This is a genomic window from Amycolatopsis sp. NPDC049253 (assembly GCF_040678995.1).
Lineage (GTDB): Bacteria > Actinomycetota > Actinomycetes > Mycobacteriales > Pseudonocardiaceae > Amycolatopsis.
The window spans coordinates 418,134-434,976 of record NZ_JBFAQX010000005.1; the positions used below are offsets into that span (position 1 = coordinate 418,134).

The 16,843-nt window shown below is 70.8% G+C and carries 12 protein-coding genes; 6 read left to right on the plus strand and 6 right to left on the minus strand.

The annotated features are described in order from the left end of the window. Positions 1-15: 15 nt before the first annotated feature. The 6 genes from AB0K15_RS15285 (at position 16) to AB0K15_RS15310 (ending at position 4,803) form a co-directional block, all read left to right on the plus strand. Positions 16-843 (plus strand): SGNH/GDSL hydrolase family protein, encoded by an 828-nt coding sequence (locus AB0K15_RS15285; protein ID WP_360593457.1) that lies wholly within the window; start codon positions 16-18, stop codon positions 841-843. Between the two features lie 84 nt (positions 844-927). Then, positions 928-1,665, plus strand: coding sequence for an OmpA family protein (locus AB0K15_RS15290; protein WP_364049743.1), 738 nt, complete (start codon positions 928-930; stop codon positions 1,663-1,665). A gap of 6 nt (positions 1,666-1,671) precedes the next feature. Continuing rightward, complete coding sequence (locus AB0K15_RS15295) at positions 1,672-2,112, plus strand: LapA family protein (RefSeq protein WP_364049745.1); 441 nt, start codon at positions 1,672-1,674, stop codon at positions 2,110-2,112. A 93-nt stretch (positions 2,113-2,205) separates the two neighbouring features. Then, a complete protein-coding gene (locus tag AB0K15_RS15300) occupies positions 2,206-2,682 on the plus strand; it encodes a hypothetical protein (protein WP_364049747.1) in 477 nt (158 codons plus the stop codon). Beyond that, positions 2,679-3,563 (plus strand): hypothetical protein, encoded by an 885-nt coding sequence (locus tag AB0K15_RS15305; protein WP_220244693.1) that lies wholly within the window; start codon positions 2,679-2,681, stop codon positions 3,561-3,563. Before AB0K15_RS15300 ends, AB0K15_RS15305 begins: the two co-directional genes overlap by 4 nt. Positions 3,564-4,152: 589 nt before the next feature. Further along, positions 4,153-4,803, plus strand: a complete 651-nt coding sequence (locus AB0K15_RS15310; protein ID WP_364049749.1) for a DUF4190 domain-containing protein — start codon at positions 4,153-4,155, stop codon at positions 4,801-4,803. Between the two features lie 1,737 nt (positions 4,804-6,540). Here AB0K15_RS15310 and AB0K15_RS15315 read toward each other — a convergent pair. The 6 genes from AB0K15_RS15315 to AB0K15_RS15340 form a co-directional block, all read right to left on the minus strand. After that, entirely contained in the window at positions 6,541-9,333 is a 2,793-nt protein-coding gene (locus AB0K15_RS15315) for a BTAD domain-containing putative transcriptional regulator (protein WP_364049751.1), read from the minus strand. 477 nt (positions 9,334-9,810) lie between these two features. Continuing rightward, positions 9,811-10,713 (minus strand): ectoine hydroxylase, encoded by a 903-nt coding sequence (thpD, locus tag AB0K15_RS15320; protein WP_364049753.1) that lies wholly within the window; start codon positions 10,711-10,713, stop codon positions 9,811-9,813. A 70-nt stretch (positions 10,714-10,783) separates the two neighbouring features. Next, positions 10,784-11,179: an ectoine synthase gene (locus AB0K15_RS15325; protein ID WP_364049755.1), complete on the minus strand. Its 396-nt coding sequence runs from the start codon at positions 11,177-11,179 to the stop codon at positions 10,784-10,786. A 27-nt stretch (positions 11,180-11,206) separates the two neighbouring features. Next, a complete protein-coding gene (gene ectB / locus AB0K15_RS15330; RefSeq protein ID WP_364049757.1) occupies positions 11,207-12,457 on the minus strand; it encodes a diaminobutyrate--2-oxoglutarate transaminase in 1,251 nt (416 codons plus the stop codon). Between the two features lie 38 nt (positions 12,458-12,495). Next, positions 12,496-12,999 (minus strand): diaminobutyrate acetyltransferase, encoded by a 504-nt coding sequence (ectA, locus tag AB0K15_RS15335; RefSeq protein ID WP_364049759.1) that lies wholly within the window; start codon positions 12,997-12,999, stop codon positions 12,496-12,498. 260 nt (positions 13,000-13,259) lie between these two features. Then, positions 13,260-16,802: a patatin-like protein gene (locus tag AB0K15_RS15340; RefSeq protein WP_364049761.1), complete on the minus strand. Its 3,543-nt coding sequence runs from the start codon at positions 16,800-16,802 to the stop codon at positions 13,260-13,262. Between the last annotated feature and the right edge of the window lie 41 nt (positions 16,803-16,843).

The following is a 16,843-nucleotide window of genomic DNA, read 5'->3' on the forward strand; positions in this document are numbered from 1 at the left end:
AAAGGGGATCCCAGCGTGTACGGAATCGACAGCTACGTGGCCATCGGTGACAGCTTCACCGAAGGCCTCAACGACGAGCTGCCCGACGGCTCCTTCCGGGGCTGGGCCGACCGGCTCGCAGAGATGCTCGCCGCGGGACGGCCGGACTTCCAGTACGCCAACTTGTCGCTGCGCGGCAAGATGCTCGACGAGATCATGGACGAGCAGCTGCCGATCGCGCTGGAGGTCAAGCCCGACCTGGTCACGCTGTGCGCGGGCGGCAACGACGTGATCGTGCCGGGCGCGGACGTCGACGCCATCGCGGCCCGCTTCGAGGCCGGTGTGGTGAAGCTGCGCGAGGCCGGTATCCCCGTCGTGATCTTCAACGGTCCCGACACGAAGGCGCTCTCCGTGATGAGCGTGCTGCGCGGCAAGATCGGCATCTACAACACCTACCTCTGGGCGATCGCGGCCCGCCACGGCGCGAAGATGGTCGACCTCTGGACCATGGAGCCGCTGCACGACCGCCGCGCCTGGAGCGACGACCGCCTGCACTTCACGCCCGACGCGCACCGCCGCATCGCGCTGCTGACAGCCGAGGTGCTCGGCCTGCCCGTGACCGAGGACTGGCGCGAGCCGTACGCGCCGACCGCGGAGCCGGCCACGTGGATCACCTCGCGCCGCTCGGACCTCAACTGGACCAAGACGCACCTGCTGCCGTGGATCCGCCGCCAGCTCAAGGGCGAGTCGATGGGTGACGGGCTGTCACCGAAGCGGCCGCAGCTCTCACCGCTGGTGCAGGCCGAGGCCGCCGCGCTGGAGCTCGACGTGCGCGACTTCCAGGGCAACGCCACCGCGTCCTGACCCGGCTCCGGTTCGGGTGAGCGCCACCCGAATGGCGCGCCCGACCAGGTCGCCAACGGGCCGTGACCGGCATATGGTCCCTTTATGTCCGGTGCTCGCGGTTGGCTCCGCCTGATCCCCGTCGCACTGCTGGTCACGGCCGTGCTCGCCGGGGTGGTCACGTGGGTGCGGGCGGACGGGATCGAAGGCGACCTCGCGGGACGATCACGCTCCGCGCTCGCCGCGGCCGGGATCCGCGGCGGCGACGTGTCGTTCTCGGGGCGGCAGGCGACGTTGTCGGGCTTCCCGGCGGACCAGGCCGGGCGTGCGCTGGGGATCGTGCAGGGTGTCGAAGGGGTCGAGTCCGCGGCGGTTTCCGGTGGGGCGGCGCCGAATCCGCCGTCCGTGACGACCACGCCGCCGTCGACGACGAGCCCGCCGTCCAGCAGCAGTGCGCCGCCGAGCACGACCTCGTCCGCGCCCCCGACCGATCGCGCCGGGGTGCAGGACGAGCTGGACGCGCAGCTGGCGGACACGCCGATCGAGTTCAAGCCGAACACCGCGCAGCTCACGCCGGCGGGCACGCAGGCGGCACGCGCCGTCGCGAAGCTGCTGAAGGACGCGCCGGACGACCTGCGTTACCGGATCACCGGGCACGTCGGCGCGGGACCGGGCGGGCGCGCTTCGGCGGTCCGGCTTTCGCAGAGCCGGGCGCGAGCGGTGGTGCGGCTGCTGACGGCCGGCGGGGTGCCGGCCAACCGGCTGCTGGTGCGGGGCACCGGAACGGCCGCGCCGGGCGAAGGTGGGGACCGGCGCGTCGAGATCACGGTCGAAGAGAGGTGATGGCGGATGCTCTGGCTCTTCGGGCAGATCTGGCTGTGGCTGCTCGTCGCGTTCCTGCTGGGGGCGCTGGTGATGTGGCTGATCATGCGGGCGGGGCGGCCGAAGCGTTCCCGGGAAGCCGCGGCTGCGGACGTGGCCTCGGCGCCGGATTCGGCGCCTGCCGTCCCGGAGCCGAGCGACGCCGAGCGGACGCAGTACATCCCGGTGCCCAGCTACGACTACGCCGAGCAACCCGAACGGGTCTACAACGACTACCCCGAGGTGGACCCGGACGAGCCGTACGCCCCGGACGAGCCCTCCGGCCACCGGATCGGGCGACTGCCGGAACCCGAACCGCACCTCTCGGGTGACCTGAACTGGCCGGCTGCCGAAGAGCCCGTGGACGTGTGGCCGCACGACGACGAGCCCCGCGAGTCCGCGCCGCGCCGACCTGGGCGAGGTGGCTGACACCCACCTGGTAAGTTCGGCTACGCACTGTGAGCAATGGTGTGAGCGGGAGCCGTGAGCCTCTCGTCGAGGTTCGCGAGGTCAGGAGGTCCGATGGCGCTCCCGCACTGGACGCCGCAGAACCTGCTGCCGCCGGGCCGTCACCAGGCCGATCTCGCCGACGTCTACGAGCGGCTCGTGTTCGACGCCCCGCACCAGAACGATCGCGAGATCCTGTTCAGCGCGCTCAACAGCTACCTCGGCGTCGCCCGCCGGGTGATCTCTTCGGGCCGCGCGTGGATCGGCGGCGCGTTCGTCACGCGCACGGGCCACCCGCCGCGCGGCCTCGACGTGGTGCTGCTGCCCGACGAGTGGGGCGCGCTCAAGCGGCTCGACGACAGCGGGCGAACGGCGCTGTACGGCCTGCTCACGCTGCGCGGAGTCATCGTCGGGCAGCCCGCGATGTACCTCGAGCAGGTGCAGCCGGTGGGCGGCATGCTCGACGGGTTCCTGTGCCGTCCCGGTGATGAGGACGTGTGGGAGACCGTGTGGGCCGAGGGCGGCAAGGGGTTCCCGGAGATGGTCTGGTGAGGAACGAGTTCCGGCGCATCGCCGACGAGATCCCCGGCGGTACGTGGCTCGACGACCTCGCGCGCGCGTCGGCGATGGCGGCCAACGCGAAGTTCGAGCGCACGTCGCGCTCGCCGCTGCTGCACGTGTCGGTGATCGGCGAGACGCACATCGACGCGTACACGTTCTCGGACATCAGCCGCGCGCTGCAGGACGCGACGGCGAAGATCGGGCACATCATCCGCAACCCGTCCAACGAGGTCACCTTCGTCCAGCAGGCCGACCGCGACAAGGCGCCGCTGATCCAGAAGGGCCAGGCGGGCAACGCGATCTTCTTCGGCTTCCCCGAGCCGGCGCTCGACGACGCGCTGATCCACGACGGCATCGAGACGCTGTCCGAGCGCGCGGTCAAGGAGCTCTGCGACTTCCTGCCCGCCAACGGTTCCGACGACGGCGCGCTCGACGCGGTGCTGCTGCAGCGCGACACCGTGCGCAACGCGGTGAGCGACATCGTCAACGCGGTGAGCAAGCACGCCGGCATCGGCATGGCGCTCACGCCCACCGCGGGCGAGCACGTGACGCGCAGCGTGACGACCGAACAGGCGCGGATCCTGCGGGACAGCCTGCGCGAGTCGCGCGAGGCCGTGGGCTACGAGACCGTCTCCGGGCGCCTCGACGGCGTCCGCACGCGGCGGCGGATTTTTTATCTGGAGCGCGAATCCGGCGGCACGATCCAGGGCGCCGTCGCCGAGGACCTGCTCGACCAGATCAAGGAGAACCTCGACCGCCCGGTGACCGCCCGCCTGCGCGTGGTCCGGACGACGACCATCGACGGCCGCCGCGGCCGCCCGGTGCACGAACTGCTCGAGATCACGCCCGAAGTGAGCTTGTTCGACCACTGATTTCGCGCGGTTTGTTCATTCTCGGTGCCGATAATGTGTATACGCGGCGCATGCTCAATTGTGCTTCCTCGAACAAACTGGTCACGTGCTGGGGCGCGGGACAGTTAATGACCGGTGCGCGTTCGGCGAGGTGAATAGATGACGTTTTCTGCTATGTAACGATTTCGCCTCCCACTGGTCGGCGTGGGTTAACGTCGTCGCACTTCGACCCGGAAGGCCCCCACGCATGACCTCCCCCGACCCGCGGCACCCGTCCGCTCCCGCGCGCCACGGCCGCTCTTCCGGACGTGCTCCCGCGCCGCCTGGCACCGGTTCCGAAAACCGGGCTCGGGGTGGTGATTCCGGGGCGCGCGGCGGCCCCGATTCCGCGGATTCCTTGCGTCGGGGCAGGGGGGCTGCGGATTCCGGCGCTGCCACTTCGCGCGGTGGCGGATCTTCCGTCTCGGGTGCCTGGCGCGTCGATCCCGCTGCTCGCCTCGACGGATCGGGCGACGGTGCGCGCCGCGGAGCTTCGGACTCGGGCACCTGGCGGGCCGAACCCGCCGCCTCGGCCCACCGCGGCGGTTCGTCGGACTCCGGCTCCTGGCGCGTGATCCCGCCCGACCCCCGGCTCGCCGCCGCTCCCGGCGGGGTCCTGCCGACGCCGCCGGACCGCACTCCGCCCAAGCCGAAGCCGAACGTCCTCGGCATCGTCGGCCTGGTGCTCGGCCTGGCCGCGATCGCGGCGGCGTTCGTGCCGGACTACGGCTTCGTCGCGTGGCCGCTTGCGGGCGTCGGGCTGGTGCTGGGGATCGTCGGCACGGTCCAGGCCACCCGCGGCAAAGCGGGCGGCCGCGGCATCGCCGTGACGGCGGTGATCGTCACGGTGATCGCCGCCCTGCTGTCGGCCACGATGATCCTGTTCCCGTCGGTCTTCGGCACCAGCAGCGCCGGCGACCTCCACATCCCGCCGGCCCCGGGCGACGAACACAACGTCGACTTCGTCGTCACCTCGGCCGGCGGCGCCACCGTCCGCTACGGCACGCTCAACGACCAGCGCACCGAGGCGGCCCCCGCGAGCACCGACCAGTGGCACGGCCACGGCTCCTTCAGCGGCGGCACCCCGATCCTCAGCCTGACCGCCGACACCGCCAACGCGAGCGTCGCGAACCAGATCTCCTGCACGATCCTCGTGGACGGCACAACGGTGGCCGACAACAGCGGCTCGACGATCGCCCTCTGCACGGCGAACGTGGGGTGAGGTTGGGGCCCGTGGCTTTGGCCGGCCGGGCGGTGGTTGTGCCGGTTGGGCGCGGTGGGACTTAGCCGGCCGTTCGGCTGCGCGGCGAGGCTTGGGCGACCCGGCGGGTGGTGCTGCCAGCCCGGTGGCCTCACGCTCTGCCAGCCACTCGGCAGCCCGGCGGGGCTTCGGCGACCCTGCAGAAGGAGCGGTCTTGCAGACCCCGCGGCCTCGGGCTCTCTCGACCACTAGTGAGCCCGGCGAGGCTGCGCCAACCCGGCAGAAGGGGTGATCTTGCCGGACCCCGCGGCCTCGGGCTCTGCCAACCACTCGGCAGCCCAGCGAGGCTGCGCCAACCCAGCGGGTGGGGTGGTCTTGCCGACCCCGTGGCCTCAGGCTCTGCCAACCACTCAGCAGCCCGGCGAAGCTTCACCAACCCAGCAGAAGGGGTGATCTTGCCGGACCCGTGGCCTGGGGCTCTGCCAGCTGTTCGGCTGCCCGGAGAAGCTGCGCCAACCCAGCAGATGGCGTGGTCTTGCCGGCCCAGCGGCCTCGGGTCCTGCCAGCCATTCGGCTGCCAGCGCAGACATGCGTCGCCAACTCGGCAGGTGGGGTTGGTTTGCCGGCCGTGGGCCGCTCAGCAGCCCAGCACGGCCGGCGTTGGCCGCCCCTGGGCAATCGTTGCCGAACGCAGTCCGCGCGCCGATCTGGCGCAAACGAGGCGACCGGGGGCGCACCAGCGGCGGCCCTGGATCGGTGCCGGCGCTAGTGCGTTGGAGATTTGATCAAGCCGGCTGGTCTTCACCAACGCCAGGCTGCTCAGAGAGCCGAGCGTCGGCACTACGTCAACCGCACCAGTTCGACGACCCGACGCGATGGCACTCGACCAGCCCGTCGGCCTCCGCAGCACGGGATCGCTCGGGGCAGCGACTTGGCAGCGCAGTTCAGGCTGTCTCGACCGCGGCAGTCGACTCACTGGGCGACGAGAGGTGCAACCACTCGAATGACTGCCCGGGTGCTCCCGCCACCTCAGGGCCTGGCGGCCGGCCGGCCTACCCCCAAGTCGGCCGGCCAACCGCCACCGAGCCGCTCCTGGCGACTCTTCCGGACCCGCCGCACGCGACCGCGGACCCGCGACGCCGGCTTCACAGCCTGCCCCTCCCCTAGGGCTCCGCCGGCACCGACTACGACCCTACGCGGCCCACCCCCCTGGACGCTAAGAAACCACTAAGTATGCCCAGCCAGGGTATCCCCGACCTGCGAAAACGTGGGTGAACACTGTGCAAGAAACCTGTTGCGCATCAGCTCGCGGACCGATCTTCAACTGATCTCCGCACCCCGCCGGCCACCTACCCCCACCACCCGGCAGCCCTCCGGCTCCCGGCTGCGCCCCCAAGGGGCCACCCCTCCTGCCCCGACAGACAGCCCCCGCCCTCCCGAGGGGGGCGTCCCCAGCTCCATTCTATCGGCGACCTCCGACAAAAACGCTGGCCAAGCCGTTGAGGGAGCGAGTTGTCCACAACTCCAGGATGGGTGTGGACAACTTCGGAGAAGAGCCGGGAGGCACGCCGAAACGCCGCCGACAAGATCGAACCGGCGACCAGAGCCAGGGCACGCGCCCAGCCGCCGAACGGGCCGCAGCAAGCCCTCTGAACCAGCGACCGGAGCCAACTCGCCAGAGCCAAGCCCTCAAAATCACACGCCAAAGCAGCCCAGCAAACCGACTAATCGGCCAAATCAGTCAATCGGCTCAACCACTCACTCCAGCTCAACACCCTCCATTCCCGCACCCTCCAGCTCAGCAGCCTCCCCCTGCACCTCCGGCACCTGGGCCGGATTCACCCGCCCGTACAGCACCGCCGCCAGGGCGTACTGCTCCCGAGCCAACCCCTCGGTCGAAGGTGCCGACCGGAAGATCCGCGCCAGGGTCACCCGGAGGATCGCCTCGTGCAGGTCGAACCCCCTGGCCTGCGCGAGGTCGATCCCCTCCCACGCATAGCGGGAGGCCATCGCCGAATCGCCCAAGCGCTGCGACAAGTCGGCCAGGTTGTTCAGCGACACGACCGCGTAGCTGTCGTTGCCGAGCTCCCGGTCGATCGCCAGTGAGGCCAGTTCGTGAGCCACCGCCGCTTCGAAGCGGCCGGCGCGCTTCTCCGTCTCGGCGCAGTTGTTGAGCGCCTGGCCGCGCAGCTCGAGGTCGCCGGTGCGCTCGGTTTCGGCGACGGCCTCCAGCAGGCGGGAGATGGCTTCGTCGTGGCGGGAGAGCAGGGACAGGACGCTGCCGAGGTGGATGTTGGCGACGGTGATGGAGCGTTTGTCGCCGAGCTGCACGGCGAGGTCCAGGGCGCGTTCGGCGTCGGCGGGGTTGACCTCGGGCAGCTCGAAGGTCAGGGCGATGGCGCAGCGCGAGATGAGCATCCAGCACTGGCCGAGGATTTCGCCGGAAGCTTCGGCGGCGGCCAGGCCCAGGTCGACCAAGCGGGTCCACTCGTCCAGCAGGGGACAGACCACGCGGTAGGTGTGCGAAACCCGGGCGAGGCGCCAGACGTCGCCGTACCACGCGGCGGAGTACGCGGCGTCCAGGACCGCCAGGAGGTTGGGCCACTCGGCCTCGAACCAGTCCTGGGCCTCGTCGAACGTGCGCAGGGCCGGGAGGGCGTCGGCGGGCAGGAGGCCGGTCAGGTCGAGCGGGTCGACGATGCGCAGCATGCGGCGGCGGGCCGTGTCGGAGGCGGCCTGGTAAAAGCGCACCGCGCGGACCAGGACCGCTTCCGTCGAATTACTGTCCAGTTCGGACTCCGCGAGGTCCCTCAGGTAGAGCCGCACCAGGTCGTGGGGTGCGAAGACGTCGCGGGCCGTCTCGGTCAGCAGGTTGTGCGCCGCCAGGGTGCGCAGGGCGCGGCGCGCGCGGTCGACGGGCATGGCCGCCACCGCGGCCGCCAGGTGCGGGCCGACCCGGCGCACGGGCAGAACGCCGAGCTGCAGCAGGAGGCGCGCCAGGTCCGAAGGGAGGCCGCGGAACGAGACGTCGAACGCGGCACGCACGCCGTCGTCCGCGCCGTCGACCTCCAGGGCGGCGAGGCGGGTGCGTTCGTTGCCCAGCTCGTCGACCAGGTCCTGCGCGGTCCACTGTGGACTGGCCGACAAGCGCGCGCCGGCGATGCGCAGGGCCAGCGGCAGGTAGCCGCACAAGCGCGCCAGGGCGTGGTTCAGGTCGAAGTCCGCGGGCCCGGCCAGCTCTTCGATCAGGCGCACCGCGTCGTCGGGTGCCAAAGTGCCCAAAACACGCAGCCGCGCCGCGTTGGACACGGCCAGGCCTTCGAGCTTCGACCGGCTCGTCACCACGGTCATCGACCGCGAACCCGGCGGCAGCAACGGCCGCACCTGCTCGGCCGAACGCGCGTCGTCGAGCAGCACCAGCATGCGGCGGCCCGCGATGAGCGAGCGGTACAGCGCGACGCGTTCGTGCAGCTGCTCCGGCACGTCCCCCGTCGCGACGCCCAGGCCCAGCAGGAACTGCGTGAGCAGCTCCGCGGGCTCCAGCGGCGCGTGCCGCGGGTCGAAACCGTGCAGAGAAGCGAACAACACGCCGTCCGGGAACCTCTCGGCCGTGTGGTGGGCCCACCACACGACCAGCGCGCTCTTGCCGACGCCCGCCGTCCCGGACACCACGGCGACGGTGCTCTCGCCGGTCTCCGCGAGGCCGTCCAGCCACGCCAGCTCGGCGTCGCGGCCGGCGAGCGAAGGCACCGCGGCGGGCAGCTGTGAAGGCGCTTTCACCGGACCGGCGATTTGGGGGACGGCGACGTCCAGATCGTCGTTGAGCACGCGCTCGTGCAGCCACCGCAGGTCGCCGCCCGGTTCGACGCCGAGCGTGCGCAGCGTGGCGCGCGAGACGGTGCGGTAGAGCTCCAGCGCGTCGCCCCGGCGGCCGGCGTAGTAGAGCGCGCGCATGAGCTGCCCGGCCGTGCGCTCGGCCAGCGGGTCGGCGCGCACGAGCGGGCTGAGCTCCACGATCAGCTCGTTGTGGCGGCCCAGCTCCAGGTCGGCGTCCACGCGCGCGCCGTGGATCGCGAGGCGCAGGTCCTCCAGTTCGGGCGCACGCACCGAATCGGGCACGCCGGACAGCGCCGGTCCTCGCCACAGAGCCAAAGCCGAACCCAGCAACGTCGACGCGTGCTCCGGCGGCTCCAGCACGGCGCGGTCCAGCAGGGCCCGGGCGCGGTGCACGTCGATGCGCGCCGGATCCACGGCCAGCTGGTAGCCCGGCGGGCTCGTGAGGATCTCCGCGACGGAGTCACCGCCCAGGTCGCGCAGCACGCGGCGCAGGTGCGAGACGTTGCCGTGCACGATCGTCCGCGCGGTGGCCGGCGGGTCGTGGCCCCACAGGGCGTCGATGATCTCCTCGAGCGGCACGACCTTGCCGACCTTCAACGCCAGCAGCGCGAGCAACCCTTTCACGCCGGGACCGCCGATGGAAACTGCACGTGCACCGTCGAGCAGGGTGACGGGGCCGAGCAGCTGCACGTGCGCGCCCGCGTTTTCGGCCATGCTCGCGCGCACCTCCCCGGGTTGGTTCCGGCGTCTCCCCCGCCAGGAGGCACAACCTACCGTGGTGATGAGCGGACAGACACAACTCTTTCGTGAACTCCACACGCCGGACACCCGCGTGTCAGGCGCTGTTTCACCGGCTGTGCGCACGGTTTTCCCGCCCGAGCAGCGGCCGCAGCCCGAATGTCGTAACAGAGGCGCCCCCGGGCAAAACGAATCCGGCCCCGCACCATCAGTCCCGATCTGATGGTGCGGGGCCGGACTCGGTGACGTCGGCTGGGCCGCCAGGGGGCGCGGTCCACCCGACCTCAATGCTGTCCGGGCGGGACGGGTGGGCTCACCCCGAGCGAAGAACCCGGACTGCCACGGACAGCTCCTCCGCGGCGGACCCACGAGGCCCGTGCGGAGTGGCGACAAAGTAACAGGGCGCACATCCACGGCTACCGGCGACCCGCCGCCGCGCCGGGGTAACCCTCGTCACCGGCGCACCGGGGTGGCGTCGCGGCCGGCGATGAACGACGGCCTCGGGCTGCTGGCCGCGAAGGGTTCCTGCAGCGCGTTCTCGACGCTGTTGAACACCAGGAAGATGTTCGAGCGCGGGTACGGCGTGATGTTGTTCGACGACCCGTGCATCACATTGGAGTCGAACCACAGCGCCGTGCCCGCCGCGCCGGTGAACTGGTCGATGCCGTACTCGGCCGCCATCTTCGTGATGTCGTCCTCGGCCGGCACCCCCACGCGCTGGTCCTTGAGCGAGCTCTTGTAGTTGTCGTCCGGCGTCTCGCCCGCGCACTGCACGAACGTGCGGTGCGAGCCCGGCATGACCATGAGCCCGCCGTTGTACGGGTAGTTGTCCGTGAGCGCGATCGAGCAGCTCACGGCCCGCGGTGTCGGCATGCCGTCCTCGGCGTGCCACGTCTCGAAGTCCGAGTGCCAGTAGAACCCCGTGCCCTTGAAGCCCGGCATGTAGTTCACGCGGCTCTGGTGGACGTAGACGTCGGACCCCAGCATCTGCCGGGCCCGGTCGAGGACCCGCGGGTCGCGCACGAGCTCCGCGATGAGCTCCGAAATCACGTGGACGTCGAAGATCGACCGGACCTCGCCGGTCCTCGCCTCGGTGATCACCCGCTCGTCGGCGCGCAGCTCCTGGTCGGAAGACAGCCGCACGAGCTCCTGCCAGTACGTCTGGACCTCACCGGGCGAGAGCAGGCCCTCGTCGACGGTGTAGCCCTTGGCCTCGTGGTTGGCCAGGGTCGCGGCGTCGATGGGACCGTCTGCCTCGGTACCCCACACCGTGGGGTGCACGCGCGGAAGTTGCTCCGGCGTACCGGTGATCCGGGTCGGGTAACCGTCCTCGACCCGGGTGTCCATCAGCGTCACAGTTGCTCGCCTCCTGGTTCTCGCGTTCTTTCTGTCGGGGTGGTGGTGGCGCGGCAGCAGCCGGGAAGGCTCAGGCGGATTCTTCGGTGATGAGCGGGTACACGCCGTTCTCGTCGTGCACCTCGCGGCCGGTGACCGGCGGGTTGAACACGCACACGCACTTGATCTCGGTCTTGGGCCGGACCTGGTGCTTGTCGGAGTCGTTGAGCACGTAGATGGTGCCCGGCGCCAGCGGGAAGACCTCACCGGTCGCCTTGTTCTCCACCTCGCCCTCGCCGGAGGTGATGAACACCGCCTCGATGTGGTTGGCGTACCAGAAATCGTTCACCGTGCCCGCGTACAGCGTTGTCTCGTGCACCGAGAAGCCCAGGCCGTCCTTGGCCAGCATGATGCGCTTGCTGCGCCAATTGGGCGTCTTGATGTCGGCGTCGGTGTCGGTGACTTCGTCGAGAGTACGGACCAGCAAAGGTCGCTCCTTACCTGTCGTGCGGGATTACTTGAGGACGGCCGCGATGGAATCGTCGATGATCGACAAGCCCTGCGTGAGCTCGTCGTCGGTCAGCGTCAGCGGCGGCAGCAGCTTCATGACCTCTCCGTCGGGCCCGGAGGTCTCCATCAGCAGGCCGCGCTGGAACGCTTCTTTGCACACGGCGCCGGCCAGGTCGCCTCCTGTGAACTCGATGCCGCGCGCGAGGCCGCGGCCCTTCGCCACCAGGTTGGCGTCCGGGTACGCCTCCACGATGTCCTTGAAAGCGGCGGCGATGCGCTCGCCCTTGGCCTTCGTGGACTTCTCGAGCTCGTCGTCGCTCCAGTAGAGGTTGATCGCCTCGGTGGCGGTCACGAACGCGGGGCTGATGCCGCGGAACGTGCCGTTGTGCTCACCCGGCTCCCAGACGTCGAGCTCCGGCTTGATGAGCGTGAGCGCCATCGGGATGCCGTAACCGCCGATGGACTTCGACAGGCAGACGATGTCGGGCTTGATGCCCGCGTCCTCGAAGCTGAAAAACGGGCCGGTGCGGCCGCAGCCCATCTGCACGTCGTCGAGGATCAGCAGGATGCCGTGGCTCTCGCACAGGTCCGAGAGGCCCTTGAGCCAGGCGAGGCGCGCGGCGTTGATGCCGCCCTCGCCCTGCACGCCCTCCACGATCACGGCCGCGGGCTCGTTCAGGCCGCTGCCGGAGTCTTCGAGCAGCTTCTCGAAGTAGAGGAAGTCGGGGATCGTGCCGTCGAAGTAGCGGTCGTACGGCATCGGCGTTGCGTGCACGAGCGGGATACCCGCGCCGCCGCGCTTCATCGAGTTGCCGGTGACCGACAGCGCACCCAGCGTCATGCCGTGGAACGCGTTGGTGAAGTTGATGACCGACTCCTTGCCGGTCACCTTGCGGGCGAGCTTCAGCGCGGCTTCCACCGCGTTGGCGCCACCGGGGCCCGGGAAGACGATCTTGTAGTCCAGCTCGCGCGGCTTGAGGATCTTCTCCTGGAAGGTCTCCAGGAAATCGCGCTTGGCCACAGTGAACATGTCGAGCGCGTGGGTCACGCCGTCGCGCTGGATGTAGTCGATCAGAGCGGCTTTGAGCTTCGGGTTGTTGTGGCCGTAGTTCAGCGCGCCGGCACCCGCGAAGAAATCGAGGTAGGCCTTGCCGTCCTCGTCGTACAGCCAGCTGCCCTGCGCACGGTCGAAGACGACCGGCCACCCCCTGCTGTAACTGCGGACTTCCGATTCGAGCTCTTCGAAGATGCTCATGACGTTTCTCTGCTCCTACTCGCCCCGAAATTGACGGCTTATTGACGGATCAACGGACCGATACGGTAAAGGTTCTCGGGCTGGTGCCCACCTTCCCCATCTTCCGGGAAATCTTCGGCTTCGAACAGCCTGCTGCTCTCCAGCGCGGCGTTCCACCGCTTCGCGAACGACGCGAAGAGGCGGATCGAAGCCTCGTTGTCAGGGGTGATCGTGGTTTCGAGGAAACGCACCCCGTCGTCGATCAGTCGGGTGTACAAGGCGTCGAGCAGCTGCCCGGCCAGGCCTTTCCCGCGCTGTGAAGAGTCGACCGCGACCTGCCACACGAGCGCGACGTCGGGCTCGGACGGCCTCCGGTAGGCGATGACGAAACCCACCACCTCGCCGTCGACTCGGGCGACCACCGAACTCTCTGCGAAATCGCGACACCACAGCAGGTATGCATACGGAGAGTTGAGATCAAGCTTCTGCGAATCGCGCGCGATTCGCCAGAGGGCGGCGCCATCGGCCTTGGTCGGGGATTCGATCAAGTGCTTTCCGGACATACTCAGGAAACGTAACAGAGAATTTTCCTGCCGCCAGCGATGCGGACCACGTGCACGCCGCTCACCTGCGGCAACGCGGATACCCCGGTGAGGAGCCCCACAAACACGTTTGATCGACGGCTTGGCTGGGCATGACGTGCTTCTGGGCCACCCACCCAGGTGAGCGGCCGCGTCTCCCCCGACCATGACGCCTCGGGCGGTTCGGCGCAAGACGGACGAACTCAGCGCCTGCTCACCCGGCGCGTCCCGCCGGTGTTCGGTCAGCCCCGCTGCGTGTTCTTGGCCGGTTTGCGCGGCGTCCGCCGGCGCAGCGCCGCGATCGGCGTCCACACGGCGGGCAGCACGAGCAGCAGCACCACGAGCAGCCACCACACGGGTGCCTCGCCGCGGCGCCAGCCCGCGACCACGGTACCGAGCCAGCCGAACAACGGCTGCGCCAGCGGCGGCAGGAAAGCCGCGAACAGCAACGCCGCCACCACGAGCACACACAGCAGCGTGAGCACCATGCGCCACGTGCGTTTCAGCGTCAGCAGGCTCACCACGAGGAACACGACCGCTCCCGCCGCCACGGGCGGGCCGACCCACTGCAGCACCTCGCCGCCGTTGCCGCCCAGCACGAGACCGGCCACGGCCGTCACAGCGGCCGCGATGAGGTTCCACGGCCGGCCGAGCCTCGTCGCGCCCTGCGTGACCCACCACGCGCTGCGCCCGGTCGCCTGGGCCACCTTCGCGGCGGGCTGCAGCGACGTCGGCACGCGGGTGGCGCCGGCGGCGGCGTTGACGCCGGTCGCACCGGCCTTCACCAGCGTCTTGGTGAGCAGCATCGTGCCGCGTTCGCCTTCGAAGCGTTCGGCGGAGACCTGGCAGGCCTGGAACGCGCGTTGCGTCGCGGCGTCGTCCGCGGGCGGCGTGGCCATGACCGCGCGGAAGGCCGCGGACGGCTTGCCGTTGCCCTCGGCCGCGTCGTCGGCGGCCTGTTCGGCGACGACCGGCAGCTCCTCACGCGCGATCTCCAGCTGGCGACCACGCGCGAGCACCATCGACGTCACCGGCAGGCTCGTCGGCAGATCGTCGGTGAACGCCACGTCGGCCAGCTGGGCGTCGAGGCCCAGGAAGGCGAGCTCCTCGCCGAGCTGCGCGACGAGCGACTGCACGTCGGCGGCCGCCACGTTGTCGGCGACGCTCGGCAGCTGCCAGCCGACCGCCTGGAACGCCTCGCGCACCTCCGCACGGAACGCGTCCGGGCCGACGACGTTGCGCAGCAGCCGCAGCCGGTGCGGGTCGAGCAGGCACTGCACGAGCCAGCCGACGGCGTCGACCCGGCCCCACATCCAGTCGTTCGCGCGCCACGAGGACTTGTAGAACGCGCCGAAGTAGTCCGCCTGCAGGCCGGTGAGCTTGTCCCAGCCGCGCCGGCGGCCCAGGTCGAGCAGCGTCCGCGAATCGGCGCTGACCTGCACGAGGTCCACCCGCTGATCGACCGACGGCGGCTGCGCGAGCAGACCCCGGGTGGCGACGTGCAGGAGGATCAGGCGAGACATGAGGGTGCGGTCGCTGCCGGGGTGGGCCGGGTTCGTGGACTGCGCCGCGGCCGCAGGCTGCGCCGGGTTTGCGGGCTGGGCCGCCTCGGGGTGCGCTGGGTCCTCGGGCTGCACTGCGACCGTGGGCTGCGCCAGGTCCTCTGGATGCGCCGGGTCCTTCGGCTGGGCTGCCACCTCGGGATGCGCCGGATCCTCGGGCTGCACCGCGACCTCGGGGCGCGCCGCGACCGCCGACCGCGCCGAGTCCTCGGGCTGGGCTGGGTCCTCGGGCTGGGCGGGGTCCTTCGGCCGCGCGGGGTCCTTCGGTTGCCCTGCGACCGCGAACTGCGCAGCCTCGCCGGGACGCGCCGCGACCACCGACTGCGCCGAGTCGTCGGAACGCGCCGGGTCCTTCGGCTGCGTTGCGACAGCGGGCTGGGCTGCCACCTCGGGATGCGCCGGATCCTCGGGCTGCACTGCGACCGTGGGCTGCGCCCAGGCCCCGGACCGAGCCGGGGCCAGAGCCGGATCGTCGGCCAGGCCGAACCAGCCGACCAGCGTCGTGACGGTGTCGACGGCCTCGGCCACCCGGCCGGCGACCTCCGGCTCCAGCTTGATCCCCGCAGGCGCGGGCGCCTGTCCGTTCATCTTCAGCACCGCTGCCGTCGCCAGGGGGTCGCTCGCCAGTTCGCGCAGCACCGGCGCCGCGTCGCGGAGGGCGGCGGTGACCAGTGGCCAGGCTTCGCGCAGCGCGGCCGACTTGCCCAGCTGGGCCCACTCCCGGGCCAGCTGGGCGATCCAGTCGGCCGCCGACGTGCCCGCGGCCGGTGGTTCGTGCTTCGCCACCCAGGGCGAGATGCGGATGCCCCGCGCGGCCTTGCTGCGCGCCGCGTGCAGCCGTGCGCGGACGTCGTTGAGTGTCGCGGCCTGCTGCTCGTCCGGGCACAGGTGGAACGCGGCGTTCACCAGCTGCAGGCCCGTGGCGACGGAGTCGTCGAGCGCCGTGGTGCGGAAGGCGGCGAGGTCCTCGACCTGGCACACGGCGCCCGGCGCCTTCGCCGGCATGCCGTGCCGGAGACCTTCGGCGGCCACCGCGCGCAGCTCCGTCGACATCCCCTTGGCCCAGCCGTTGTCCTTACTATCCACAGTGGACAACGCGTAGTACCGCGTGGCCGTGCGCACCAGCTCGGCCGCGTCCTCGGCGACCCGCCGGTCGAGGTAGGCCGCCATCACGCGGTGGTCCACCAGCTCGCCGCCGCGAAGCCCCAGCGCGGCAAGGGAAACACGGGTGTCACGGGTGGCGACCACGGCGTCGTTGTGCGCGGTGAGCTCCTCCAGGTCGGAGCTGATCGTCTGGTTGATCACCGTCGAGACGACCTTCGCCAGCGCCGCGCCCAGCAGCGGCGGGTTCGCCGGGTCCACCGGCACCGCGGCCGCCTCGGCCTCCACGGTGGGCACCACGTAGAGCAGCAGCCGCCGCACGTCCGACGAAGACGGCAGGTCGAAGATCTCCCGCAACGCCGGGCGCAGCGGCTTGTTCACGAGCACGCCGCCGTCGGTGAGCCAGTGCGAGCGCGTGAGCTCGGTGTAGTCCGTCATGTCCGGGTGCAGCCGGTCCGCGACCCGGGGGCCGACGGGCAGCCGCGCCAGCTCGAACGCGCCGGGGAACGAAGCGGTCGAGCGCACCGCCAGCGCGAGCGGTGCCGTGACCTGGTTGTTCCACAGTGGACCGACGAAGCGGAACAGCATGCGGTGCTCGGTGTCGCGCACGAGGTTGCCGAGCGCGTCGTCGTAACGCACGGTCTCGCCGTCGATCATCGTGCCGGGCAGCAGCAGCGTCATGTCCGGCGGCTCGGCCGGCGTGGTGCCCCCGGAGACGATCGCGCGGAACGCGCCGTCGAGGCAGCCCAGGAACTGGTCGCCGTCGAGCAGCGACCGCGGCTGCGCCTCCTTCGGGTCGCGGATCAGGTTCGCCAGCGACGCGTCGGCCAGCAGCGCGTCACGCATCGGCGCGGGCGACGACCGGAACGCCTCCGCCAGCCCCAGCCCCGCCGCGCCCACGCCGCCGGCGCTCGTACCGGTGAGCACGTCGAGGCGCACCTTCGCCCGCAGCAGGTCGAGCAGCTTCCGGTACCCACCGGCCGACCCGGCCGAGCGCGACGCCTGCAGCAGCGCCGACGTCTCGGTGGCCACCCCGCTCATCCACACGGCCAGGCTCGCGCCCCCGACCATGGTCATCGCGAGCCGGATCTCCTGCGGCCACGGAGCCGCTCCCTCGCCCATGCCGCGCCCCTCGACGTGCCGTCCCGACAGCAGCACCCTAG